Consider the following 24,848-nt stretch of genomic DNA (forward strand, 5'->3'; position numbering starts at 1 on the left):
ATGATGATAAAGGTGACAATAGAAGTGATTTCAATTGCAGTTTGACTTTCATTACCTTGTGAGTTGTTATTTTGTTTATCGCAAGAAATTAACAAAACTGTTGCTATTAATAAACAAAACTGGAGTAATTTATGTTTCATATTTATACATGTTTGGTTATTAGTATTTTATCAACAATAAACATGCCGGGTGTGGATGCTGTTATTGAGACTTGTATGCTTTGAATAGCACATGCCTCTGGCTTATAGTCAGGTTTGTTTTATTAGAGTAGCTTTTGAGTGATAACGTAGTATTTTTTTATATTTACAAGGAGTAGTTGTAAACTATATCTCTGATAATATTCGGAATTTGGCCCCTTATTAATTGAGAATAATAAAGAATATTTAGTTTTATGACTTGATAGATTGGATTTCCGCCTCCAGTTTTTTAATCAGATTTCTTTTGATAACTGTGAATGTGTAGTCTTTTGCCTCAGCAAAAGAAAGGTTATATCTACGCTCAATGGAGTTTAAATCCTCTGGAAATTTAGATAATAGATTATCGTAAAAAGTATCCAGAAATTCTTTAGAAGGCATTTTATAATTAATCTTCACCTGAAAACGTCTTAGCAAAGCAGGATCAATAATATCAGGGTGATTGGTGGCGCAAAGCAATAACGCATCCTGAGGGTAATAATCAATCAACTGGAGTAAGGTATTAACAAGCCTTCTCATTTCGCCCACATCTTTATCATCACTTCCTCTTGATTTTCCAATCTGATCCAGCTCATCCAGAAAAAGAACTGATTTTTCTCTGCCGGCTTTATCAAAGATCATTTTAATGTTCTGCGACGTTTCTCCTATACGGGACGAAACGATAGTACTAAGGTTAAGAATAATGATGTTTTTCCCTAGGGCATTGGCGATAGCTTTAGCGGTCATGCTTTTTCCACATCCCGAACTTCCCTGAAGCAACACTTTATTATTGACTGGTAAGTGGTACGCCTGAAGCTCTTTGATATAAGTATGTTCTTTGATCAGTTGTGTTAACTGCTCTTTATTTGACTCTTCGAGAAAGACCTCATGAAGTGTTACCTGTTCTTTGTCCTGAATAATAAGATCGTACAGATTCATATATTTGAGAGATTATCTGGATAATAGATTATAGTGCAAAGATAGAGTGATTAATCTTTTAGGTTTAAAATTTGTTCAAATTTTGTAAGAAAGTGATCATCGGAAAAATCAATGAAAAACTGTTTTTGCCAATCCTGGGTCTTTTGTGCCTGTTTGTTTTGAGGAATATCCCAATTGGGGTAAACCCTGAATCCGCGTTTGCCTTCCTTGGATGGAGAAGTTAAAATTTGTTTTTGAATCAATATCGATTTTGGGAAAAAGAAAAAGCCGGACTGGTGTTCAGACTCTGAAATAATGATATAAAAATCAAAATAATCCAAATACGAAAACGGTTCCGTTTCTTTAGTTCCTGGATTTCTTTTCCATAGCGTTACAAATTGCCCTATCTTCTTTGGAGTAATTTTAGATTTTCTTGACTTTATATGGTATTGATTCAGTTGGAAGTTGTGGCCGAAATACTCTTGGCACTCTAAATCGGGATGAACGTTTGAGATGGGTAATTCCAGTTTTGAGAAGACTGAAACTTGGAGTTGATTGATTTCGTAGGTCATTTTATTTATGTTTGGGGCTCTTTTACTCATCGAGTAAAAGAGCGTCGATCTGGTTTCAGACTGCAAACATAAACAATACAATTAACATAATATTTTAAGCTGAATACAGCTTAAGGATATGAATTAATTTCTTTCTCTTCTTGCTGCTGCAAAATAAGAAGAAAAAACGACTACACATGTTGCGATAAAAGCGTAAGTTACCATTTTTGTTTTTAAATTTTAATTATACTTTCTTTACTAATTTTTCAATTGCAATATTACAATATTCAAATGGTGTTCCAAATAGAATAAGTATGATGTATATCAGATATTTACGTATTTGGATTGGTGTTTTTGTTGATTATTTATTTACATTAATTTAATATATTTTTAGAAAAATATATGTAGTATTATTGTCTTTTTCGTAAAAATTATTAATTTGATAAAGAATTTTACTCCTCTATTTAAAGATTGATAAATGTAATGCTATACATATTATTATTAAATGTTAAATTTTTAAAACACACAAAAGTGAAAAATGTAAATTCAAATATTAAGAAAATTTATTTTTTCAAAATTGCTTAAGAGAAATTATTACGCAGAATTAATAATGAGAGTATAGGTGTTTAAAAAAAGATCAATTTTAGTACTTTTGCAAATAAAGTTTTATGGGACGCAGTTATATTTACCTTATGCTGGCAATTGTTTTTGAGATCATTGCCACAACATTTTTGAAAAAGTCTGAAGAGTTTTCAAAACTGATTCCTTCCTTAATTACTATAGTAGGATATGCTGCAGCTTTTTACTTTATGAGTCTAACCCTTAGACAGGTTCCTATAGGGGTTACTTATGCGATATGGTCTGGTGTAGGGATTGTGTGCATTACTTGTATCGGAGCGATAGCGTTCAAGCAAATACCTGACTGGCCAGCGATCATTGGGATTGCACTGATCGTAATTGGAGTGGTTGTGATTAATCTGTTTTCCAAAATGGGAACACATTAGTGAGTATTTTTGAAAGCACTCAAATTCATAGCTTTTTATAATATTTCTATTATAAATAATGATTTTATCTGTTCAATCAATTCGAGTCTTTTGACAAGACTTTCTTTGTGTAATCAGATTTCAAGAACTTTTGCAGTATAATCTTATTGTAGAATAACTGTAATTTTAATTTTTATATTTGAGGTTTCTATACCAGGATTTCAAGAATGGTCTGTATCATGATGAATAAACCAAGTTGATCCTGTACTTTAATAATATCCTGTGTGACTTGTTTTTGTTTCCAGTGTTCTGCTCTTTTTTCGTAAAGAAAGAATTTACCCAGTTTATATTTAAATTGTAAATATCCACGGAATTCAATTCCATTAAATATTCTGTGGGGAATGCTGGGTTTTTCTGCGAGAGATTGCTTAATACCATTGCTGAAAACAGTAGGCCCTGTAGTAGCATGAATATTATTAGGATAACGGTGTGTTTTGATATTATCCAGCATCAGTTCCAGTGTTTTCTTCAGGAAAGGGTGATTCTTATTAAAAATAAGGGCCCACTGCACATATAGTCCCTCATGTCTTTCCTTGCTGATTACCGCTTCATCATCTTCATTGATTAATTGACGCAGGGGCTTTGTAATAGCACTGTCTATGTCTAAATAAACGCCTCCTTTTTTATATAGGATAGCATATCTGAAAAAGTCTGCCTTTGCAGCACCAATAGTTAATTTGTTGTAATTTTCAATATACTCGGGAGGAAATTCATCCTCTATGAATTTCTGGATATCATTATCATCATAGAAAAAATAGTCGTATTCGGGATTTTTTCTCTTCATATTCCAGATATACCATTGGGTCAGCCAAGGAAGTTTTTTAGACTTAAAAGTTTGAAATATTTGTTTTGGAATGGGCATAATTACAGAGTTAGCAGGTTTAAACGATACACAATAATTCTTTTAACCACTATTCATTATAGTGGCAATCAGATATTAATTGCGAAACTTAAAGCTGTGTTCTGTGTTTGATTACGATTTTACTTTAAAGTTAGATCGTGGTCAAAAATATGAAAATTATTTCACTTGTATTTTCTCTGGAATAGCATAAACCGTTCCAGATTAAAACAGAATAGATATAAATAAACTTTGCGAAATAGAATTTATTAAAGAGTTCCATGTGGAAAACCATTAATATACAGAGCCGGTGCCTGATTATCATGGAGGGTCTGGAGATTGTTCAATGCAAAAAGGATCTTGCCTCTTCTATGAAATAATATATTTTACATGCTGATATTGAATTCTTCAATAGCCGTAAGTTATATTATATATAGAGAAGCTAAAATTTGGAATTAAGAAGCTGGCTTGTCAGGTTTTAAATTTGGATCTATAGTTTTAGTCGTTTATTTCTTCTTTCCTATGAATCGGATGACAGAACCTGTTCCGTTATGAAATAAACCTTCCTGAAGTTCTACCTCGGATTCTTTCAGTTTTATCACATCATAATTTGGAAAATCGGCTTTGATTTCTTCGATGGAGAACAATGACTCGATATCTTTCGGACCACCTATCTTTTCGTTTCTTGCAATATACTCAAGATGATTTTTGCTAAAGGCTTCAAAAATAACATATCCTCCTTTGCGAAGATATTGATCAAGCATCGTATGGATAGAAGATTTTATATCTGCAGGAAAATGGGCGTAAATGAGAGCAAGACAATCAAATTGATCCTTTTGAAAATTCAGTGTTTGAAGTTCACCAACATGATAATCAATCGTAATCTGTTTCTTTTCTGCTAATTGTAATGCTTTGCTTCTTCCTGCCGTACTGATGTCAAAAGCAGTGACTTCCCAACCTAGTTGAGCAGCGAAGACAGCATTGCGACCTTCTCCTTCTGCTGGAAAAAGAATCGATCCTACCGGAATCTTTTCCAATTGTTCTTTTAAATACTCGTTGGGTTCTGTACCATAAGCGAATTCATCATTACGGTATCTTTCATTCCATCGTTCTTTCCAGGCGTTGTCGGTTATCATATTGTCGTTGAGTTTTTATAGTGTAGTTTTTATTCCCGAATACCGAAATTTAATTTATTTCTGCAACGGTAATCAAAGATAGCAACATTTACTTTTCAGTAGCTGTTATATCTAGTAAAGTTTTTGATCTTTTTCACAATAAAAACTTCTTCTTTTTCCGAGACCGGTTTGTTTCTTTATTAATTTTTGTCCACATATCGGGCAGGTGTTTTTAGTATGCACAAGCCAGTGCTTTTTCAAAACAAATTCTCTTTTCCATTTCAGAAAATCAAAGCTGTAATTCCGGGCTTCGGAAATAAGTTCTTTTAATTTTTTAGGAGGTAAGTTTCCTACTAAGCTTTCAGGCTGAACGCCGATTCTGAAAAGAACTTCATTTTTAATAATATTTCCGACTCCTGAGAAAATGTCCTGATTCATGAGTGCATCACATACCATCATTTCAGGTTTTGATTTCAGCTTTTTTTCGGCCTTACGGGGATTCCATTCATCACTCATAATATCAGCTTCCCAATCAATGGTTTTTAAAAATGCAGGTTCCACAAGTTTTACGGAACAAGTATAAAAATAGAGGCTTCCAGTTTTGAAAAATAATGCTAAACGAAGACTGGTGTTGGGTTTTGTTTGCTCGTTAATGCTGTAAGAACCAAACATGAGAAGATGAATCCTAACGCTGAAAGTGTCGAAGACCAGATAAGTTTGCTTTCCAAAAGTTCGGACTTCGAGAAGTATTTTTCCAATGATAGGCTCTTTATCAAATTTGGCATTTCCCGATGCATCGGTAACTTTTTTACCTACAAATTCAATTAGATCTTCTTTCATGAGGAGTATAGACGGACCTTCTGGCATGGCGTTATTTTTCTATAAAAGTTCAAATAGTATTCCGTAAAAGTAAAATTTGAAGTAATTTTGAAAAATGATGAATTTAAACCAGATTTTTACTAATCAGCGTACAGGAAACAATCCCCATACTAAAGCTTCAAGAACTGATTTTCAGAGAGATTTCGACAGGATCATCTTCTCATCTGCTTTCAGAAGACTGCAGAATAAGACCCAGGTTTTTCCGCTTCCAGGGAGTGTTTTTGTACATAACAGGCTGACCCATTCACTGGAAGTTTCTTCAGTGGGCAGAAGTTTGGGAAGTATTATAGGTGAATTTATCTCTGAAACATATAAAAATGACCTTACCGAAGATTCCAGAAATTTTTATCTTCATAATTTAGGAAATGTAATTGCGGCAGCGTGCTTGTGTCATGACGTCGGGAATCCAGCTTTCGGACATTCAGGAGAAGATGCAATTGCAAGCTATTTTGAACGAAATCAAAGGGATCTTAAGCCTAAGTTTAATGAGAAAGAATGGGCAGACCTTGTCAATTTTGAAGGGAATGCCAATGCTATACGAGTACTGGCTCAACAGCAACAGGGAAAAGATGAAGGAGGGATTCAGCTGACATTTTCTACATTGGCAAGTATTGCAAAGTATCCATGTGAAGCCATTGCAAAAAAGAAAGGGGTTATTCATAGAAAAAAATTCGGTTTTTTTCAGAACGAAAAAGAGATCTTCCTGGAAATTGCAAAAGGGACCAATCTTATTCTTGAGAGTGAAGAACCTTATATCTTTAAAAGACATCCGTTTGTATGGTTGGTAGAAGCGGCAGACGATATCTGCTATAATATTATCGATATGGAAGATGCCCATAGATTGGGTATTGTTTCCACTTCAGACTGTGAAAATCTTTTCTTTGAACTGATAAAGTCCGAAAGTAATGATACAGACAGGGTGAAGAATAAATTAGCTTCGATCTCAAATGAAAATGAAAAGATTTCTTACCTGAGAGCAAAAGCGATCAATGCCCTGATCAATAAATCACTTGAGATTTACAAACATGAGTTCGAAACTATACTTCAGGGTAATCTGACAAACGGATTGTTGGATATTTATAAATCCGAGAATAAAGCTTTGCAGGATATCGAATCTTTCTCGATTGAAAAGATTTACAACCATAAAGCAGTTGTTGAAATTGAGAATGCAGGCTATAACGTGATGTATGAGCTTCTCGACCATTTTATCCCTTCTATTCTGAAGCCGGAGCATGAACGAAAGTCTTATGATAAAAAGGCATTGAAATTAATTCCTAAACAATTTGTTTACGAGGAAGGAACGGAATATCAGAAGGTCCTTGGTGTTATCGATTTTGTTTCAGGAATGACTGATAATTATGCTACGGATCTTTATAGAAAAATCAAAGGAATTGATATAGGAATGACCATGTAATTTTAATAGGATTAAAAATAACAAATCCGTATATTATACGACTAATCAATTAAAATTATAAAACTATGGCATATTTAGGCATTATTATTTTCATAGGGCTGGTGACGTTGTTTGCTTCCTTCTTTACTGTTAAACAGGAGACGGCAGCCATTGTGGAGCGTTTGGGGAAATTTCATTCCGTTCGACATGCTGGTTTGCAATTGAAAATACCTTATTTAGACAGGATATCTAAAAGAATGAATCTCAGGATTCAGCAGCTTGATGTAATGATCGATACGAAAACACTGGATAATGTTTTCGTAAAGATGAAAATATCCGTTCAGTTTCAGGTGATCAGATCACAAGTGGCAGATGCTTTTTACCGGTTGGAAAGCCCTCATGATCAAATCACATCTTATGTTTTTGACGTGGTAAGAGCTGAAGTTCCCAAGCTAAAATTGGATGATGTCTTCTTAAAGAAAGATGATATTGCTATTGCAGTGAAAGCAGAGCTTCAGGAAGCGATGCAAAGCTATGGATATGATATTATTAAAGCATTGGTTACAGATATTGATCCTGATGAGCAGGTAAAACATGCCATGAACAGAATTAATGCGGCAGAAAGAGAAAAAACAGCTGCGGAATATGAATCTGAGGCACAGAGAATAAGAATTGTTGCTGTAGCTAAAGCAGAAGCGGAGTCTAAAAAACTGCAAGGACAAGGGATTGCCGATCAAAGAAGAGAAATTGCAAAAGGTCTTGAAGAATCAGTAAGAATGTTGAATAATGTAGATATCAATTCACATGAAGCATCAGCATTAATTGTCGTGACACAGCACTATGATACTTTACATTCTGTTGGGGCAAGTAATAGAAGCAGTCTGGTGTTACTTCCTAACTCTCCAACGGCTGCAAGTGGAATGCTAAATGACCTTGTTGTTGCTATGACTACAGCTAATACGGTGGGCGAAACTACTAAAGGAAAGTATGCACCGCCGCCTAAAGATCATGAACACTAATTTTTGAGTGTATAGCGAATATATTATTCTGTTGGTATAATCAGCAAAACAACTAAAAAAAGCCTTCCGAATTCGGAAGGCTTTTTTTTATATTATTTCTTTGTTTTAGAAATTTGTTTGATCAGGGTGTATTTGATTGAAGATCCGTCAGCTGGCGGATTGGCAATTTTTTCTGTTTTTACCTGCAATACATATTCATAACCTGGTTCATAAGTAAATCCTTCAATGTTGCTATAGAAATTAGTCCAGTTTTCTGAAGCATTTTCTTTTACCTGAAGACATTTCATAGGCGCTACTCCTGTACAGTCAGCAGTCTGAGGTCCAACAATAAATGTTTTTTGATCTCCGGAAGTTGTTTTTGGAGTCGTTGTACATTGTGTTAATACCGCTAATGCTAAAACAGGAAAAGCTCCTTTTAGAATTGTTTTCATCTTTTTCATAAAATCTAATTTTAAAAACTTACCTGGCAATTAGTGTGCCGAAAATGATGAATAATAGTCGTTGTTCTACTCTTGTTTCTTGTGTATTTATTATTTAATTTGAATATATATTAATTATTTTAATCAAATATAACAACATGTAGAATTATAATATGTAAAATCAAATTCAAGTTGAAAATTACAAAATTCAAAAACCTGAATCGTGGGCGGGAGGCGTGGATGATCAGCAGCTTATTGAAAGAATAAAAGAGTCTGATTTTTCCAAAAAGTAAATTGATAAGGGACGCGATTATTGTTATTTTCTGCCAGCAATACGGAGAGTAATGAGTATGCTGAAATTCATTGTTCATTGCATTCTTTGGGCTCCGTCACTTCGAGTAGTGAAATTTCAAAAGATTGAGCTAAACCTGAAATCAGAGATTATAAGTGAAGATTATCCACGACGTTTGTCATCCCGTATGGATCTCAACTATCATTATAGATGGATCATTCAATCGTTTAGACTCTTTTAGAAACTAAAAGTTCGACGAGGTCAATGACAATCAGCGTGCTTTACTTTCATTCAAAAAGATGTACTTTATTATTCTTATCTCGTCACTTCGAGTAGCGAAATAAAATGGACCATATCGAGAAGTTGGTTTACTCTGGCTGGCTATGTTTAGATTCTTTCGGAATGAGATATTTTAGATAAAGGACTAAACAGGATCCTGACTATTTTGCTTGGTTACACTATTTCCGTTAAACTTCTGTTTTCCAATTAACAGCTCAAAAAATAATCTGAAGTCTGAAATTAAAGACCAAATTGGGTACTTAAAAGTAGCTGGTTTATTTCTCTCAATAACTGCATGGCTGAACCACGCAAAGCCATATCCGAAAATCGGAATATACCAAAGAAATCTTTCTTTTCCGGAGCTGATCACATAAGCAATCACTGCAAATACAAGCAACGTTCCCAGAAAATGGAAAATTCGGGTGCCGAGTTTACTGTGCTCGGTAAGGTAGAACTGATAAAATTCTCTATAGGTTTTTATTCTTTCAGACATGGTATATAGGTTTTAAGTTTCTAAAAACTAATGCAATAAGTTCGCCAAATTGGTGGGATTGGGAAATTGTTAAATCGTAAAATCACAGAATTGTGGAATCGCCTTCATGAGGGTTGCAAAATTGCTGAATGGTGAAATCGTCTTTGATATGTATAATCTTTAAAGGAGATTGTGAAACTGTAGAGTTTCTGAATAATTTTTTAATCGAGGCCCTGAGAGAATAGAAATGAATCCAATACAAATAAAAAGGCAAATTCGCTCAACTGCAAATTTGCCTTTTTTATATTATATATTTTTAGCGATTTTGCCTTTCAGCCTTTTCGCTTTTTCACACATTATCCTTTTGGAATTTCCTTACCAAGCTTACTATTTCTGTATCCATAGCAGAAATAGATCACTAAACCTATGGCAAACCAAAGTCCGAACCAGAACCAGTTTTCATGACTCATTCCTGTAAGAAGATATAGACATGAGGTTAATCCGATTAAAGGAATCAATGAGAAGTTTTTAATAAAGGTCAAGGCACAAAGCACCAGGTTGAAGATAATAAAAACAAAAATTGAAGCTCTGAATTCTCCTTCCTTAGGATCATTCCAATCCATTAAATTATGGAAAAATTCAGGCTGCCAGATATAAAATCCTACTAATCCACCAATGAAAATAAGAGGGAATATGATTTTCCCATTGATATAAGGAAGGTGAAATCTTCCTTTAATTTTTTCTTTGGCAGGAAGCATTAGAACTCCCGCACAAACCAATACGAAAGCGAAAATGGTTCCGATACTCGTGAAATCAAGAATAAATGATTTATCCGTAAATAAGATAGGAACTCCTACTGCAATACCTGTGACAATGGTAGCAAATGAAGGAGTTTTATATTTAGGGTGTACGGTTTTAAATTTTTCAGGCATTAATCCGTCCCGGCTCATAGCATACCAGATTCTTGGCTGTCCCATCTGAAATACCAGTAATACGGTAGTGATGGCTACTATGGCTACGAAAGAAACGACAAGCTCCATCCAGGCAACATTCGCATTGGACTTTTCAAATATGAATGAAAGAGGATCTCCGATACCATCAAATTTTCTGTAATCGACCATCCCTGTAAGTACCAATGTCAGAGCGATATAGATTACAGTACAAAGTACCAGGGAAATGATCATTCCTTTCGGGAGTGTTTTTTGTGGGTCTTTTGTTTCTTCAGACAATACACTTAAAGCATCAAAGCCAATGTAGGCAAAGAAAACCCCTGAAACTGCACTCATCACACCGGCAAAGCCATTAGGCATGAAAGAGGCTACTTGTGTTTCCGGATTTACAGGTGTCCAGTTTTCCGTATTTATATAAGAGAAACCTACCAAAATCACTAAAACAATGACAGCGAGCTTTAAGATAACGAGTGAATTATTAAAGTTTTTACTTTCTTTTACACCTACATAACAAAGCCATGTGATCAATCCATTGATGACCAATGCAGGAACATCGACAATGAATTTTAAGCTTCCTATTAAAGGAGCTGTTTTCCAGGCATTAAGCAATTCTTTATTTTCAGAACCATTAATGAAAGCTTTTTTAGCTTCTGTGTAACTGCATGTAAGGTAATCAGGAATATGCATTCCAAGCCTTTCTAAAAAGCTGGTGAAATAATCTGACCATGAAAAAGCAACGTAGATATTCCCAAAAGAATATTCCATAATTAATGCCCAGCCGATGATCCATGCAATTAATTCTCCGAAACTGGCATACGCATAAGTATAAGCAGAACCTGCTGTGGGAATTCTGCTGGCAAACTCAGCATAACAAAGTGCTGTAAAGCCACATGCAAAGCCACAAATCAAATATAGTAGAATCACTCCGGGGCCGCCTCTGAAAACCGCTTCACCTAAACTGCTGAAGCTTCCCGCCCCTATAATGGCTGCAATACCAAAAAAAACGATATCCCAAACACCCAAAACCCTTAAAAGGCTAGTAGATGTATCTGTCTCTGAATAGTTTTTCCTTCTGAAAAGTTGATTCATTCAATGTCTATATTTGAGTTTGAAAAAAAGCAAATGTAATGATTTTTTATTTTGGTGTTAATGATGGTAACAATATTTAGAAAAAAATGCTAAAGTTTAGGTAAATCAAATGTTTTTATTCTTTATAAACAGGTATTTCGACATAACTGTCATTATACCATTTTATTTCCAATGGCTCACCCGCATCTTTAATGGTCTCGTCACTTACATCTTTTCCTGTTCCGTAGTTGATCTGCCAGGAAGGACTTTTGTTGACACCGACTAATAGTACCAGTTTGCTTCCTTTTTCTATTTTTTTGCTCATCATTATTGAATTTTTTATCGGGATCTGTTCTGTTTTACCCGGTTTAAGAAGTTGGCGATGCTCGTTGTCTTTTGCATAACTCGCTCTTACGATATGGGTTGATAATAAAAAAGCTTTACCATCCGGTTTTATCTGGTATAAATAAGTATCGGTATCAATGTCTTTTTTGTTAATGGAAACATTGAAAAAACCGGATATATTTCCACTCATAATAAGATCTTTATCCAGTACCTCACTTTCAAAGTAAAGAGAGTTAGTTGTTTTTATACTGTCGTTTTTACTTACAGTATGATAGGTTTCCTTTTGATCACGGGTTTTAAAATCAACAGTTTGCAGGGTGAAACTTTTATTTTCAGGGGTCTTAAAAACAGAAGGTGTCTTTTCATTGTGATTCTGCAAATAAAATTTGAGTGTTGAAGTATGCATTTTTTCAAGATCAGAGACATGTTTCCATGTGTTGGTGTTCATGACCTGGAAGTTGATTTTGTCTTTTAAGAGATCTGGTTTTTTGCCATTTTTAAGGATATAGTCAAACCAGGAAAAAGCCAGATCATCAATACTTATTCTTGCTACAGGATCTATAGGATTACCATTGACAAAAGTAAAACCGAAGCTTTGTGCGCCTCCATGGTTGTAAGGTCCTATTACTAAATAATGGTTTGCATTTTTATTATACCGGTGGTGCGCTTTAAAATAGGATAATGCTCCAATCTGGTCATCATCGTAATATCCGGTGGTGGTTAATATGGGGATATTTATTTTAGCAAAATCCTGTTGGTAAGGAACCATTTTCTGCCAATATGCATCATACCCCGGATGATCGAGCCACCTTTGGAATATTGTATTGGGTTTGCCACTTATGGAGTCTAAAGCTCTGAAAGATTTGCCGCTTTTGTACCATGCAGTATTGATAGAATCCCATTTTGGAAAATTATTAAAATCTGCTTCATCTGTAAACTTGTTATTAGTGACGTAGTTAATCCATTGAAGCATATAGCTCATGAATATGTTGTTTTGGGCAGGATAATCTATTCCTATTCCCACAGCAACCTGAGGAACTATTGTTTTGAGTGCAGGGTGTAATTTTTTTACAGCCGCCCATTGGCTGAACCCCAGATAACTTCCACCAATCATTCCAACTTTACCATTGCTCCAGGGTTGTTTGCTAACCCAGTCAATGACCTCATAGATATCCTGAGATTCATGCTCAAAAGGATTGTTTACATCGTTACTGGTTCTTTTGCCACGGGTATTGACTACCGCACCTACATAATTATAAATGGCAACTCTTTTTCCAAAATAAGAATCTAGCGGTCCCGCATAGATATTATTGGTAAGAATAACAGGAAGAGGGGATTTATTTTCTTTTTTTCTGATAATGGTAATCGTTAACGTGTTTCCATTTTTAGTTTTAAAATCCTTGGTTTCAATAATGAATTTTTCCCGATCTTTTAATGCCAGCAACTGCATAACCTGAGGCTTAATGCGGGAGTAGGCTTTATAGTCCAGGTAACTTTTACATAAAGCTAAAGCAGACGGATAGTCTATACTATCAGTATCTTTCTGTTTGTCCAATGTTTTTTTCAAAACTTTCCTGAAGTTATGAACGTCTCCGTCAAAACTAATTTCCAATCTTGGAAGCATTTTGTCCGAGAGACTGTTGTATTTTTTGTCAAATGCCTTTTGCAGAGCATTGGGGAAAAGAATGTTTTCTGTTTTTTCAGTCAGCTTTGCTAAGCTGTATACCTCATATGCAATGAATTTGTATCCTGCCATATTATGCTCAGCAAACTGATTACGATAATCTGATAAAGTAATGATAGATTTCTTGTATTCTTTTGAAATGATTTCCAGACGGAAAAGATTATCAGAGAAATTAAGTGGATTTTGCTGTTTAAGCTTAAGTAAGGGTGGTTGAGTCATTAGCTTGGATGCAAGACCGGACATTTGTTGTTCAAGAACCAAAGAGTCTGTTACGGCAGTTATTGGAAAGTAAAATTTCTGGGCTTGCAGAAAATTTACAAATATTAATGCTAAAAGTATTCTAATTTTCATGTAATGGTATGTTTTTAGATGGTGTAGAATGAGGATAAAATCAAAATATTTTTTCTGATAATTTGTTATTATTATCGTTTTCACTTTATGATACGAAAATAATCAATTTTTATCATGAAATCGTGAAATGTGTTTAATTGAATGTTTTAGATTATTAAACCTTTTAAAACTTGCTTAAACAATAAGTTTTTAATATTTTCGTTAACTTATATAGACTAATTTTTTTATTCAAATAAAGAATGAAATCAAAAAAAATACTTTTAGCGGCTGCTGTGATCTATTTCGGAATCTCCGAAGCTCAACAGTCCCAATACTTTACCCAGAAAGAAAATTATAGATTCAATCTAGCTGAAAATCTTTATCAGACCAAAATATACAACGCCTCTCAATACGAATATGCCAGACAATATTTTTACAATCAAAATTTGTCCAGGTCCAGAAAAGAAGGGGCGCAGTTTTTTGATAATGTCATCGGAGTGATCCTGCAAAAGAATCATGCGGAAGAAGGTCTTACGGCTTTTATGAAAGAATATCCGAATTCTGCATATTTTGCTCAGGCTAACTTACCGCTGGCAGATTATTATCTGGCAAAAAAAGATTTTGATAAGGCATTGGAAACTTTGAAGAAAGTAAACCAATATCAGCTATCAAAGGCAGAAAATACACAGTATATTCTTAAACTGGGATATGCTAAATTCATGACCGGAGATTCTAAAGGAGCGATTGATGCCCTGGAAGAAGCTTATAAAACGGGCGATGAATCTCAAAGAGGAGATATTGCTTATATGCTGGGCCACTTATATTATTCGAACAGACAAAATGATAAAGCGTTTCAGTATTTTGATTCAGTAAAGGACCAGCCGAAATATTCGAAGCTGGTTCGTCCTTATTATGTTCAGATGTATTATAATGATAAGGATTATGATAAAGCAATTTCTGAAGGAAATCTGCTACTGAGTGAAAATATTTCAGATTCATATAAAGCGGAGGTTCATAAGATCATTGGTGAAAGTTATTTCATGAAGAATGATTACGCTTCGGCTTATCCACATCTGAAAGATTATCTGAGTGTTCAGCAGAACCCTTCTGAAAATGATCTTTATGAAATCGGATTTATAGCAGCACAGCTGAAAAAGTATGATGAAGCTGTTTCCTATTATAATCAGTTAATCAATAGTAATTCTGCATTAGCTCAGAATGCTTATTATCAGTTAGGTAATGCTTACCTGGCAGTTGATAAAAAGCAGGAAGCACTTTCGGCGTTCCGTTCGTCTTACCAAATGGACTATGATGCTAAAGTGAAGAAGCTGGCTCATGAGCAATACGCAAAACTAAGCTACGATATCGGTAATCCATTTGAGAGCCCGTCTGCAGTAATCCAAAGCTATATCAACGCGAATCAGAATGAAGCAAATGCTGCTGAGATGAGATCACTTTTAGTGAAATCATATCTGTATTCAGGAAACTATAAAGAAACTCTTAATGCAATTGACAGGCTGCAAAGCTCGTCTCCTGATATCGATAAAGTAGATCAGGAAGTTTCTTATTTATTAGGAACAGAAGAATTCAATAAAGGGAATTATGATGAGGCAGAAAAGTACTTTTTAAGAAGTCTGGCCTTTAATATCAATAAAGAATTCAACAGCAGAGCATTATACTGGCTTGCTCAGACTTATTATCAAAAAGGAAATTATCCATCTGCAATTGTACGTTATGAAAAACTATTGACTGCGACTTTCCCTGAAAAGCAGCAGTTACCTTACGATTTGGGATATGCCTATTTTAAATCTAAAAAGTTTGATCAGGCACAGAACTATTTCAAGCAATACCTGACCAATCCAAAACCTGAATTTAAAAATGATGCTGAGCTTCGTCTGGCAGATATTCATTATGCGAATAATGAGCTGAACGACGCGATTGCTATCTATGATAAAAATGAGGACTCAACGGATTATACTTTATATCAGAAAGCAATGGCTTTAGGATTTAAAGGTGATACTCAGGCGAAAATCAATAACCTGAAAACACTTTTATCCAAGTATCCGGGATCTGAATATTATGATGACTCGCAATATGAGATCGGAACAGCGTATGCTGCACAGGATGATTATGCTAATGCCAATGATTATTTCGCAAAAGTTATTAAAACATCTTCGGATAAAGATTTGATAGCTAATGCTTCTATCTACAGAGCTCAGAATTATATTGATCAGAATCAAAATGATAAGGCACTTTCTGAACTGAAATCTTTAGGAGAACAGTATAAGAATACGGCCTATGCTCAGAAAATAGTTCAGGCTGCCAAGCCTATCTTTACGAAAAATGGGGATGTTGCAGGATACGAAAGCTTCGCCAGAAATATTGGGGTGAATGTAGCTGCTTCTGAAATTGATGAAATCAACCTTTCTACCGGAAAACAGTACTTTACTAAGAAGGACTACAAAAACGCCATCTCTTACTATGAGAAATATTTGACCCAGAATCCGACAGGAGAAGGGCTTTATCAGGCGAAATACGAATTGGGAGAAAGTTATTACCAAACGAAAAATACGACAAAAGCATTATTGGTGCTTCAGGAAGTAGCCAACGTTCAGAATGATTACCAGGATGATGCACAAACCCGTTTATCTCAGATTTATGTAGCCCAGGGTAATACGGCAGAAGCTAAGAAATATCTGGAGAATATTAGAAATTCTTCTGACATCGGTATCAGAAACTACGCTAATGTAGAGCTGATGAAAATGTATGCTGAAGAAAAGAATTTCTCACAAGCTGAAAAATTGGCGGATGCAGTAATCGCAAACAATAAAAACTCTGCCGCAGTTATTGAAACTGCCAAAGTAATCAAGGCAAGAAGTTCTATGAATTCCGGAAAAGATAAGGATGCACAGGCAGCTTATGCTTCACTGGAAAAATCTTCGAATACCGAAGTAGCAGCAGAAGCTTTATATGCTAAAGCATTCTATCAGAACAAAGGAAAAGCTTTTAAATCTTCTAATGAAACCATATTTAAACTGGCGAATAATTATTCTTCAGAAGAATATTGGGGAGCAAAAGCGTTGGTACTGATGGCGAAAAACTATATCGGATTAAAAGATAATTATCAGGCAAGTTATACTTGTGATCAGATTATTGCCAATTACAAAGATTTCCCTGAGATTGTTGCCGAAGCAAAAGAGGTTAAAAAGCAGATTAAAAAGTAAAAATGTACTTCGTATTAACGAGTATTAAGATCATTAATACATTTTACGTGACTACATAAATACAATAATAAGTAATGAACAGAAGAATTCAAATATTATCCATATTATTTTTAGGGGCTTCGCAGATTGCGTTTTCCCAGATTAAAGAAGAAAAGCTGATTCTTAATAAAAAAAGAGAACCGGAAGTCAGAAAAATCGAAAAGAAAAAGACTTCCGTGGAAACTATTAAGAATTATCCGCCGGAAGAAAAGTCTCAGAATCCTGTACAATACAGGATTACGGATGTTCCTGCGGTTTCTGACTTCAAAACTTCTACGATTCAAGGGGAAGACGTTACTCCAAAATTTGACGGAACTGCACAGAATAACTATCTACAGTTTGGAATGGGGAACTATGGGAAAATTTTAGGAGACGCTAATATTTCCAAAACCCTTAATAACAAACTGGAAGTAGGAGCAGATGTACATTTCCTTTCAACATTAGGATTAAGAAGAGAATATGCGTGGGATTCTAAACAGAGTTCTGCAAGTATTGGAGCTTTCTTAAATTCTTATGGAGAAAAAGGGAAGTTTAACCTAAATGCTCAATATGGACTGGATAATAACAGGTATTACGGAATTTATGCTCTTGAACCGGCTGCTGATGTTGATTTAAAACAAAGAGTGAATCAGTTTAATGTAAACGGATACTATGACTTTTATTCTAATGAAATTTTGAACGATGTAAGAGTGAAGTCTTCATTTTTAAAGGATCGTTTTGATGCTCAGGAAAATCAGGCTTCCGTTTTGGTGAACTTATCAAAACATGCAGTCGATTTGTCCAAAAGCGGGATCGTTATGAATGCTGATTTAGGAGTAGGACTGGAAACTGTGAAAACTGATTTCGCGATCAGAGACAGAAACTCATCAAGCTTTTTCAATGCTACTTTAGATCCTAAAGTTACTTTCGCTAAAGGAGAGTCTTATTTAATGTTAGGTTCTTCATTTGCATTCCTGAATGGTAAAAATTCAAATGACCTGATGGCAGAACAGATGAAGAATAATAAAAGCTATTGGTTTCCAAAAGCTGAATTCCAGTTTGCAGCTGCAAAAGAATTTAAATTCTACGGTGGGGTAGATGGTGGTTTAAAGCTGAATACGTACAGTGATTTATTGCAGCAAAATCCGTTTATCCTTTCTGATCAGATGTTGAGACCAACGGAAACAAGATATCATTTCTATGCCGGTTTAAGAGGGGATATTGATGAAACAATCAAATATGACTTTTCTGCAGGTTTTGGAAAAATGAGAGATATCCTATTCTTCAAAGCCAATGATTTATTCAACAATGATTATACATTAAATCGTTCTGCCTACAATTTTGCCAATACATTCTCCGCTGTTTATGATGACGGAAACGTAAGTGATATCAAAGGTAGTGTTCAGTATTTTCCTTTAGCAAATCTGATTTTGGATGCTGAACTTCATTTCACAAAATACAATTTAAAGAATTACGATAATATTTATAACGTTCCATTGTTCAATGCAAGCATTGGTGCTAAGTACACTATGCTGGACAAAAAACTATTGTTAGGATTCAAAGGAATCTTTGCAAGTGACAGAACGACAAACTCTTACTCTATTGAAGGTGTTGCCAATCCGGCAATGATGTATCAGTCTACAGAGAATACCAATGATAAAGTTGGTGGTTATGCTGATTTAAATCTTTCCGCGGAGTATAAATTTCACAAAAATTTCAGTATTTTTGCAACCGGAAATAATCTTCTGAACTCCAACTACCAGACCTATAAAGGGTATAAAGTATTGGGTGCCCAGATTTTGGGTGGTGTGAAGATTAGTTTCTAATCATAGGTAATCAGTAATGATTAATGAGTAATATCTAAATTACTTATTACTTATCATTAATTACTCATGAATAAGGCTGCATAGTTTAATGGATAGAACTTCGGATTTCGGCTCCGACAGTGAGGGTTCGAATCCTTCTGCGGTCACTAAAAAACCCCTATTTATAGGGGTTTTTCTCATTTAAAAAAGTTATTATAATTAAATTGTTTATTTTAGCTCGATTGGATTGTTTTTTCTTTTAAGATTTGCTTTAGCAGCCTCTACACTTTCAGGAGCTATTTTTAAACCACTCATAGAAAGCTCATTAATAATGTTTTCATTAATGTTTTTAATGGCTTTTATATAATCTTCCTTAGATAGTTTCTTATGCTTTTCCAAATATTTTTTACTAAATATCACATTTTCTGGCAGGTTGCTTTTCTTTATACTGCTCAATTCATAAGTAAAGTTATTTTCAGAGTCTGAAATTTTAACTATTAATCCTGGTAATCCATTAAATTTATAAGGACCATCCTGAAAAGGAATCTCTTTAGTATACCAAGCTGTCCACTTTCTTCCGCCATATTCTGTTTCAGCTTTAAAACAAGAGTAAGTTCCAATTTTCTGTTTTTCATCAATCAATTTCCATTCAAATCTTGGACTTTCATTATAGCTAAAAAAGTATTTTAAAACATTATCATAGAAAGTAAGACTGTTTTTTTCCTTATTCTTAATTAAAACAGATTTGAAGCGAGTATTGGGAGTATTAGAAAAATTTAAATTTTGTAGGTTACTAAAAGTCTTAATAATTGAATCTCGTTTAATAAAGTTATCACTAACGAAATAGGATTTTCCATTTTCAACAAATAAAGTAAAGTTTTCCATTCTTGTATTAAGAACATTGGTTGAATCTGGGACATATTCCAGCCTATAACCAAAAGAATAGTTTTTTTGTTGTGAAAAAAGTAGTGAAGAAAGAAAAATTAATGTAAGAAAAAAAATATTTTTACTCATAATACCCATTTTTTAATAGTGTACAGAAAGGCATTGTGAAAATGCCTTCCATATTTCTATAATTATATAATTAACCACAGAATAGAGTGTCTCCATCCCACGCGTTGGTAAGCATTTCCTGAACGGTGTCACCACAAGCATATCCACTTACCCCACAACTATATGGTACAGGTACGCAACTAAATGCAACTGCTTTTTTATTTCTGTTTTTGTAACTGAATTGTCTTTTGCACTAATAACTCCTGCAACTGCGAAAGTTGCTAATAATAATAGTTTTTTCATTGTAAATTGTTTAAGATTAATATTTTAAGATTCGAATCTTTTACAATTATACAAAATGTTTTTATTCTCTATTATGGGAGTTAATTTTTACTAAAACTTTTTAATTATATATAATAATAGTAATTTAAAATAAAGACAGCATGAATTCAGTAAATTAAAACAATATATTTCACTATCGCTATGCAACAGTTTTTTTATGTTTTGATTGCGAAAAACTCCTTTTTTGAAAAAAATATCATTACTCTTTCATTATTTTCTGAGAGAAAGTAGTACCATCTGAGAACTGAATATTGAGCATGTATGCACCTTTGGGTACAAAAGAAATATTCACTTTGGATGATGAGGTTGTTAAAATGATTCTTCCGGATAGGTCTAAGACTGTTGCGGATTTTATTTTTTTAGCTGTCTTTATATTGAGTTCTCCTTTAGTTGGATTAGGATAGATGCCTGGGTGTTGGATTTCGGTTTCACTGATATTCAATTCAGCGGTATCGTAATATTTCGCAAAAATCCCATTGGATGTAGATAAACTGTATCCGATAATTATTTTTTTACTATCCGGAGTGAAGGAAAGGTCAGTATAATAATTAATGCCTCCTGCAGATATTCCGGGTGTACCTATGGTCATCCAGCTTGTTCCGTTAAATTTTTTTACAGTAGCTTTCCAGTTATTGGTACCGTCTGAGTAGGCCATATAGGGGCTCCCGTCAGGTGATATAGCCAGACAGGTATAAACGGCAGTGCCATCAGAAAATTGTGCAGGGCCTACTGTTTCCCAATTACTCCCATTAAATTTCATAACAGTAGCTTTCTCAGTGTCATAGAAATCTGAATAACCAATATAAGGAGTACCATTAGGAGCTATAACAAGACTAGTGTACGCAGCGCTCATATCTGTCGAAAACCCTTCCGTACCTACGGTAACCCAGTTGGCTCCATCAAACTTTTTCACCGTAGCTTTTCCGCCATTAACGATATCTCGGTACCCTGCGTAAAGTGTACCGTTTTGTGCCAGAGCAAGACTTACATATTGAGCATCTCCCGCAGAAATTCCCCCTGTACCCAAAGTTTCCCAGTTGTTACCATTAAACTTCATGATAGTAGCTTTGTTGCTATTATTAAGATCAGAATATCCTAAATAAGGTATATTACCGGGAGCTATTACTAAGCTTGTAAAGATGGCAGGCCCCGTTGAAAAACCAGGTGTACCTACTGTTTCCCAATTAGTACCATTAAATTTCATAACACTAGTTTTATTTCCGTGTGCATAATCCTGATAAGCTATATAAGGAGTGCTGTCCGGAGCTGTAGTCAGTTTTATCTGTAAAATAATACCATCGGAAAATCCTTCTACTCCCACCGTTTCCCAATTGATTCCATTAAATTTCTTTACTGTAGCTTTGCCATTGTTGCTATAATCACTATAACCAAAGTAGATGGTCCCATTGGGGGCAATACTAAGACTTGTAATATCAGAGGTTCCAAAAGAAGGTTGACTAAAATCATTGGGGCCAAGAGGCTGCCAACTGTTATTTTGTGCACATAAAAAAGAAAATAGGGAAAAGAAGAGCAGGACAAATACCTGCTTTTTAAAGAATAATTGTCGTTTCATTGTGGTTAAAAGTTTGCTTTAAATATACTTAAAATAGACATGTAAACATTAAAATGAAATATTTTACGTTTTTATTATTGGTATTTGTATAAAATTTAGATTTTTATTTTCATTAATATTATTTAGGTAGGGATGAACTATACCAATACAAGAATCAAGTAAATTTAACTTAGTATGTTGTTTAAGGAAATACATTTGCAAGGGATCAAATCCGGGAAAATTAGTCTAGCTTTTCGCAATTGGCAAAAGGCTTCTGTAAATAAAGGAAGTCTTTTACATACTTCTATAGGCTTGGTTGAAATCCGTGCTGTTGAAGCCATTAGTGAAAATGACATAACGGATAAAGATGCTCTGAATGCGGGTTTTACAGACAAAAAACAATTGCTGAAATCGCTTATATCCAGCAATAAGGGAACGCTTTTTAAAATAACAGTCAGTTATCATTCGCCAGATCCCCGAATTGATTTAAGAGAACAATCGGAACTATCAAAACAGGAATTTGAGGACCTGACAAGAAAACTGGAACGGTTGGATCAGTTTAGTAAATCGGGTCCCTGGACAAAATCTGTCTTATATGCCATAAATGAAAATCCTAATTTTCATGCAATTGGAATCGCAGATTTAACAGGATTTGAAAAAGAATGGCTAAAACTAAATATCCGAAAACTAAAGAATCTGGGTTTAACAATAAGCCTACAAATCGGGTATGAGCTCTCACCGTTAGGAAAAGAATATCTTAAAAAAGGATTGCCGTATAATTAAGGGCATGTAAATTTTATTTTAAAAAAATCCAATTTCGAGTTTCATTAAAAAATTCCTCTTACAGATATAAAAGGATCATTGGCAAATGTCAAGCGGATATTGAAGTTGCAACAAAGTCATCTGTAGTTTTAAATACTTTATTGACAACAATGGAGTTAAATAATAAAATATTGTGTTGCAGATTATTATATAATATTAATTGAGATTATAATTAGCAATTACTAAACTCAAAATAAAATGAACATATTCCTCCTCAGCTTCTTTTCTGTTGATTAGTTTGTTTTTGTATTCGTACGAATTCAATTTTTGGGTTAGTCTCTGATAAATTTCATAATCATCTCCCTTAATTTTCACTCTTATATTATCATCCTTTTTTTTAATGAGCTGATCATCTAAAGTTCTTACCTTAAATAAAACCTCACATAATTTTGGATTAAAATTCATCGATCCGGCATACCTCTCAACAATATTCACTTTAAAGAAATCAAATAAGATCGTATTAAAAACAATGTTAGAGTTACGCTCCTGCATATTAAGCGCAAGTTTATAGTTCATGAAAGTAAATTTTTGGCAAATATATACTTAATTGTGCTAAATAGAAGCCATTTTTTAATAGATTATTTCCAATAATTGTTATGTATTATATCACTAGCGGAAATAGAATATTGATTAATTTAGCTTTTATTCATTTTGATGTGAAATAAATATATTAAAATTAATTAAAGAGTGAAAGGTTTAAACGTAATCCTCCTGATAGACGTAATCCTCCTATTTTGAGATATCTGGTGATGTCGGTTTCATAGAGTTAATTTATTATCAGCTTATAAATGAGCGATATGTAAAATGGTAAAGAATATTTTCAGGCTTTTTATTTTTTTACTCATAGGCATTTCCGTAAATTTATTGTTTGTATAACAAATTCAAATTAATACAAACACAATGGAAAGATATAGTTACGGGATGGTCGGTCTTGGAGTAATGGGGAGAAATCTTCTTTATAATATTGCCGATAATGGTTTTTCGATCGCGGGATTTGACCTTGACGAACAGAAAATAAAAGAGCTGGAGGAAGAGGGTACCTCAGAGATGAAAATAAAAGGGATCGGTTCTATGGAAGATTTTGTATCTGCTTTGGAAACGCCCAGAAAAATTATTCTGATGGTTCCGGCAGGGAAGCCTGTAGATGCAGTACTAGAAAGCATCACTCCTTTTTTAAGCAAGGGAGATATCGTAATTGATGCTGGGAACTCGTATTTTCAAGATACGAATAGACGTATTGCTGATCTGGCATCGAAAGGTTTTCACTTTATGGGAATGGGAGTTTCAGGAGGTGAAAAAGGAGCCAGAACCGGACCTAGTATTATGCCGGGAGGAGATGTAGAAGCCTTCCATCTTCTGAAGCCAATGCTTGAAGCTATTTCTGCGAAAGTAGATAATGAACCTTGTACAGCTTATATGGGTAAAGGCTCTGCCGGAAATTATGTAAAGATGGTGCATAACGGGATTGAATATGCTATTATGCAGCTGATCAGTGAAGCTTATGATTTGCTAAAAAGAGGGGCTCATTTAAATAATGATCAGCTATATGAAGTTTTCAAAGAGTGGAATAGCGGTGAAATGAACTCTTTCCTGATTGAGATCACCAGAGATATCTTTCAACAGAAAGATCCGTTAACCGGAGGTTATCTTGTAGATCAGATTCTGGATAAAGCAGGAGCAAAGGGAACCGGTAAATGGACTTCTGAGCAGGCTATGGAAATTGGTGTTTCTATTCCGACTATTGATGTTGCTGTTACTTCAAGAATTTTATCAGCCTATAAAGACGAAAGAATTAAAGCTTCTCAGTTATATCCTGAGAAAGAGATAACCACTCCGGAAAATATTGATTTGTTTATCAGGGAAGTTGGAGATGCCTTATTCCTCGCTACACTAATCAGTTATGCGCAAGGTTTGGCTTTACTGGTAAAAGCATCTGAAGAATACAATTTTCAGATCCCGTTAAAAGATGTTGTGAAAATTTGGAGAGGAGGATGTATTATCCGTTCGGTTCTGTTAGAGAAGTTCTATACAGCTTACACCAAAGATCCTAATTTGTCTAATATTTTACTGGATAAGGATATCGCTGTAATTGTTAAGGAAAAAATTTCTTCATTACGAAAAACTGCAGCTTTTGCTTCTTTGAATGGTATTTCAGGTTTAGGCCTTCAAACTGCTTTAGGGTATTTTGATGCATATACAACAGAATCTCTACCGGTCAATTTAATCCAGGCACAGCGTGATTACTTTGGAGCACACACGTATCAGCGAACTGACAGAGAAGGTGTTTTTCATACTTCTTGGCAAACTACAAATCACTAAGACTC

Annotated in this window: 20 protein-coding genes and 1 tRNA gene; 8 read left to right on the plus strand and 13 right to left on the minus strand. The window is 34.4% G+C overall.

Going from position 1 to position 24,848, the window contains the following annotated elements; translation table 11 throughout:
- Positions 1-389: 389 nt before the first annotated feature.
- Together CJF12_RS02190 and CJF12_RS02195 are read right to left on the minus strand one after the other, a co-directional pair.
- The gene (locus CJF12_RS02190) at positions 390-1,112 is read right to left on the minus strand and encodes an AAA family ATPase (RefSeq protein WP_034684026.1); all 723 of its coding nucleotides are present in this window, start codon (positions 1,110-1,112) and stop codon (positions 390-392) included.
- Positions 1,113-1,162: 50 nt separating this feature from the next.
- On the minus strand, positions 1,163-1,663 hold the full coding sequence (locus CJF12_RS02195; RefSeq protein ID WP_034684095.1) for a MepB family protein: 501 nt from the start codon (positions 1,661-1,663) through the stop codon (positions 1,163-1,165).
- A 647-nt stretch (positions 1,664-2,310) separates the two neighbouring features.
- Between CJF12_RS02195 and CJF12_RS02200 the strand changes: the two genes are divergently transcribed.
- A complete protein-coding gene (locus tag CJF12_RS02200) occupies positions 2,311-2,646 on the plus strand; it encodes a DMT family transporter (protein ID WP_034684028.1) in 336 nt (111 codons plus the stop codon).
- Positions 2,647-2,833: 187 nt separating this feature from the next.
- On the opposite strand, the gene CJF12_RS02205 is transcribed toward CJF12_RS02200, so the two are convergent.
- The 3 genes from CJF12_RS02205 to CJF12_RS02215 form a co-directional block, all read right to left on the minus strand.
- On the minus strand, positions 2,834-3,547 hold the full coding sequence (locus CJF12_RS02205) for a glycosyltransferase family 32 protein (protein ID WP_051887261.1): 714 nt from the start codon (positions 3,545-3,547) through the stop codon (positions 2,834-2,836).
- Positions 3,548-4,029: 482 nt separating this feature from the next.
- The gene (locus CJF12_RS02210) at positions 4,030-4,659 is read right to left on the minus strand and encodes a class I SAM-dependent methyltransferase (RefSeq protein ID WP_034684030.1); all 630 of its coding nucleotides are present in this window, start codon (positions 4,657-4,659) and stop codon (positions 4,030-4,032) included.
- Positions 4,660-4,770: 111 nt separating this feature from the next.
- Entirely contained in the window at positions 4,771-5,505 is a 735-nt protein-coding gene (locus CJF12_RS02215; protein WP_034684032.1) for an endonuclease, read from the minus strand.
- 70 nt (positions 5,506-5,575) lie between these two features.
- On the opposite strand from CJF12_RS02215, the gene CJF12_RS02220 reads away from it, so the two are divergent.
- Positions 5,576-6,931: a deoxyguanosinetriphosphate triphosphohydrolase gene (locus CJF12_RS02220; RefSeq protein WP_034684035.1), complete on the plus strand. Its 1,356-nt coding sequence runs from the start codon at positions 5,576-5,578 to the stop codon at positions 6,929-6,931.
- A gap of 65 nt (positions 6,932-6,996) precedes the next feature.
- Positions 6,997-7,929: an SPFH domain-containing protein gene (locus CJF12_RS02225; protein WP_034684039.1), complete on the plus strand. Its 933-nt coding sequence runs from the start codon at positions 6,997-6,999 to the stop codon at positions 7,927-7,929.
- 92 nt (positions 7,930-8,021) lie between these two features.
- Here the strand turns inward: CJF12_RS02225 and CJF12_RS02230 are convergent, their stop codons facing one another.
- The 4 genes from CJF12_RS02230 to CJF12_RS02245 form a co-directional block, all read right to left on the minus strand.
- Entirely contained in the window at positions 8,022-8,369 is a 348-nt protein-coding gene (locus CJF12_RS02230; RefSeq protein ID WP_051887262.1) for a DUF4377 domain-containing protein, read from the minus strand.
- A 695-nt stretch (positions 8,370-9,064) separates the two neighbouring features.
- On the minus strand, positions 9,065-9,412 hold the full coding sequence (locus CJF12_RS02235; RefSeq protein WP_051887263.1) for a DUF962 domain-containing protein: 348 nt from the start codon (positions 9,410-9,412) through the stop codon (positions 9,065-9,067).
- A gap of 335 nt (positions 9,413-9,747) precedes the next feature.
- Entirely contained in the window at positions 9,748-11,430 is a 1,683-nt protein-coding gene (locus tag CJF12_RS02240) for an APC family permease (RefSeq protein ID WP_034684043.1), read from the minus strand.
- Between the two features lie 115 nt (positions 11,431-11,545).
- The gene (locus tag CJF12_RS02245) at positions 11,546-13,789 is read right to left on the minus strand and encodes a CocE/NonD family hydrolase (RefSeq protein WP_051887264.1); all 2,244 of its coding nucleotides are present in this window, start codon (positions 13,787-13,789) and stop codon (positions 11,546-11,548) included.
- Between the two features lie 239 nt (positions 13,790-14,028).
- Between CJF12_RS02245 and CJF12_RS02250 the strand changes: the two genes are divergently transcribed.
- The 3 genes from CJF12_RS02250 to CJF12_RS02260 all read left to right on the plus strand — a co-directional run bounded on the left by CJF12_RS02250 (position 14,029) and on the right by CJF12_RS02260 (position 18,982).
- Complete coding sequence (locus tag CJF12_RS02250) at positions 14,029-16,992, plus strand: tetratricopeptide repeat protein (RefSeq protein ID WP_034684045.1); 2,964 nt, start codon at positions 14,029-14,031, stop codon at positions 16,990-16,992.
- A gap of 74 nt (positions 16,993-17,066) precedes the next feature.
- Positions 17,067-18,836 (plus strand): TonB-dependent receptor, encoded by a 1,770-nt coding sequence (locus CJF12_RS02255; RefSeq protein WP_034684047.1) that lies wholly within the window; start codon positions 17,067-17,069, stop codon positions 18,834-18,836.
- Positions 18,837-18,910: 74 nt separating this feature from the next.
- Positions 18,911-18,982 (plus strand) — tRNA-Arg (locus CJF12_RS02260).
- A 61-nt stretch (positions 18,983-19,043) separates the two neighbouring features.
- Here CJF12_RS02260 and CJF12_RS02265 read toward each other — a convergent pair.
- From CJF12_RS02265 to CJF12_RS02270, 3 genes are all read right to left on the minus strand, one after another.
- Entirely contained in the window at positions 19,044-19,829 is a 786-nt protein-coding gene (locus CJF12_RS02265; protein WP_157759835.1) for a GLPGLI family protein, read from the minus strand.
- 147 nt (positions 19,830-19,976) lie between these two features.
- On the minus strand, positions 19,977-20,111 hold the full coding sequence (locus CJF12_RS20330; RefSeq protein ID WP_262483410.1) for a hypothetical protein: 135 nt from the start codon (positions 20,109-20,111) through the stop codon (positions 19,977-19,979).
- 238 nt (positions 20,112-20,349) lie between these two features.
- Positions 20,350-21,723, minus strand: coding sequence for a T9SS type A sorting domain-containing protein (locus tag CJF12_RS02270; protein ID WP_034684049.1), 1,374 nt, complete (start codon positions 21,721-21,723; stop codon positions 20,350-20,352).
- A 174-nt stretch (positions 21,724-21,897) separates the two neighbouring features.
- Here CJF12_RS02270 and CJF12_RS02275 point away from each other — a divergent pair, with 174 nt between their 5' ends.
- On the plus strand, positions 21,898-22,485 hold the full coding sequence (locus tag CJF12_RS02275) for an ASCH domain-containing protein (protein ID WP_034684050.1): 588 nt from the start codon (positions 21,898-21,900) through the stop codon (positions 22,483-22,485).
- A gap of 195 nt (positions 22,486-22,680) precedes the next feature.
- Here CJF12_RS02275 and CJF12_RS02280 read toward each other — a convergent pair whose 3' ends face one another.
- On the minus strand, positions 22,681-23,040 hold the full coding sequence (locus CJF12_RS02280) for a hypothetical protein (protein ID WP_034684051.1): 360 nt from the start codon (positions 23,038-23,040) through the stop codon (positions 22,681-22,683).
- 384 nt (positions 23,041-23,424) lie between these two features.
- Between CJF12_RS02280 and gndA the strand changes: the two genes are divergently transcribed.
- Positions 23,425-24,843 carry an NADP-dependent phosphogluconate dehydrogenase gene (gene gndA / locus CJF12_RS02285; RefSeq protein ID WP_034684052.1) on the plus strand — a complete coding sequence of 473 codons (1,419 nt, stop codon included), beginning with the start codon at positions 23,425-23,427 and terminating at the stop codon, positions 24,841-24,843.
- Positions 24,844-24,848 lie beyond the last annotated feature (5 nt).

The sequence above is a fragment of the Chryseobacterium piperi genome, from assembly GCF_002285635.2.
Lineage (GTDB): Bacteria > Bacteroidota > Bacteroidia > Flavobacteriales > Weeksellaceae > Chryseobacterium > Chryseobacterium piperi.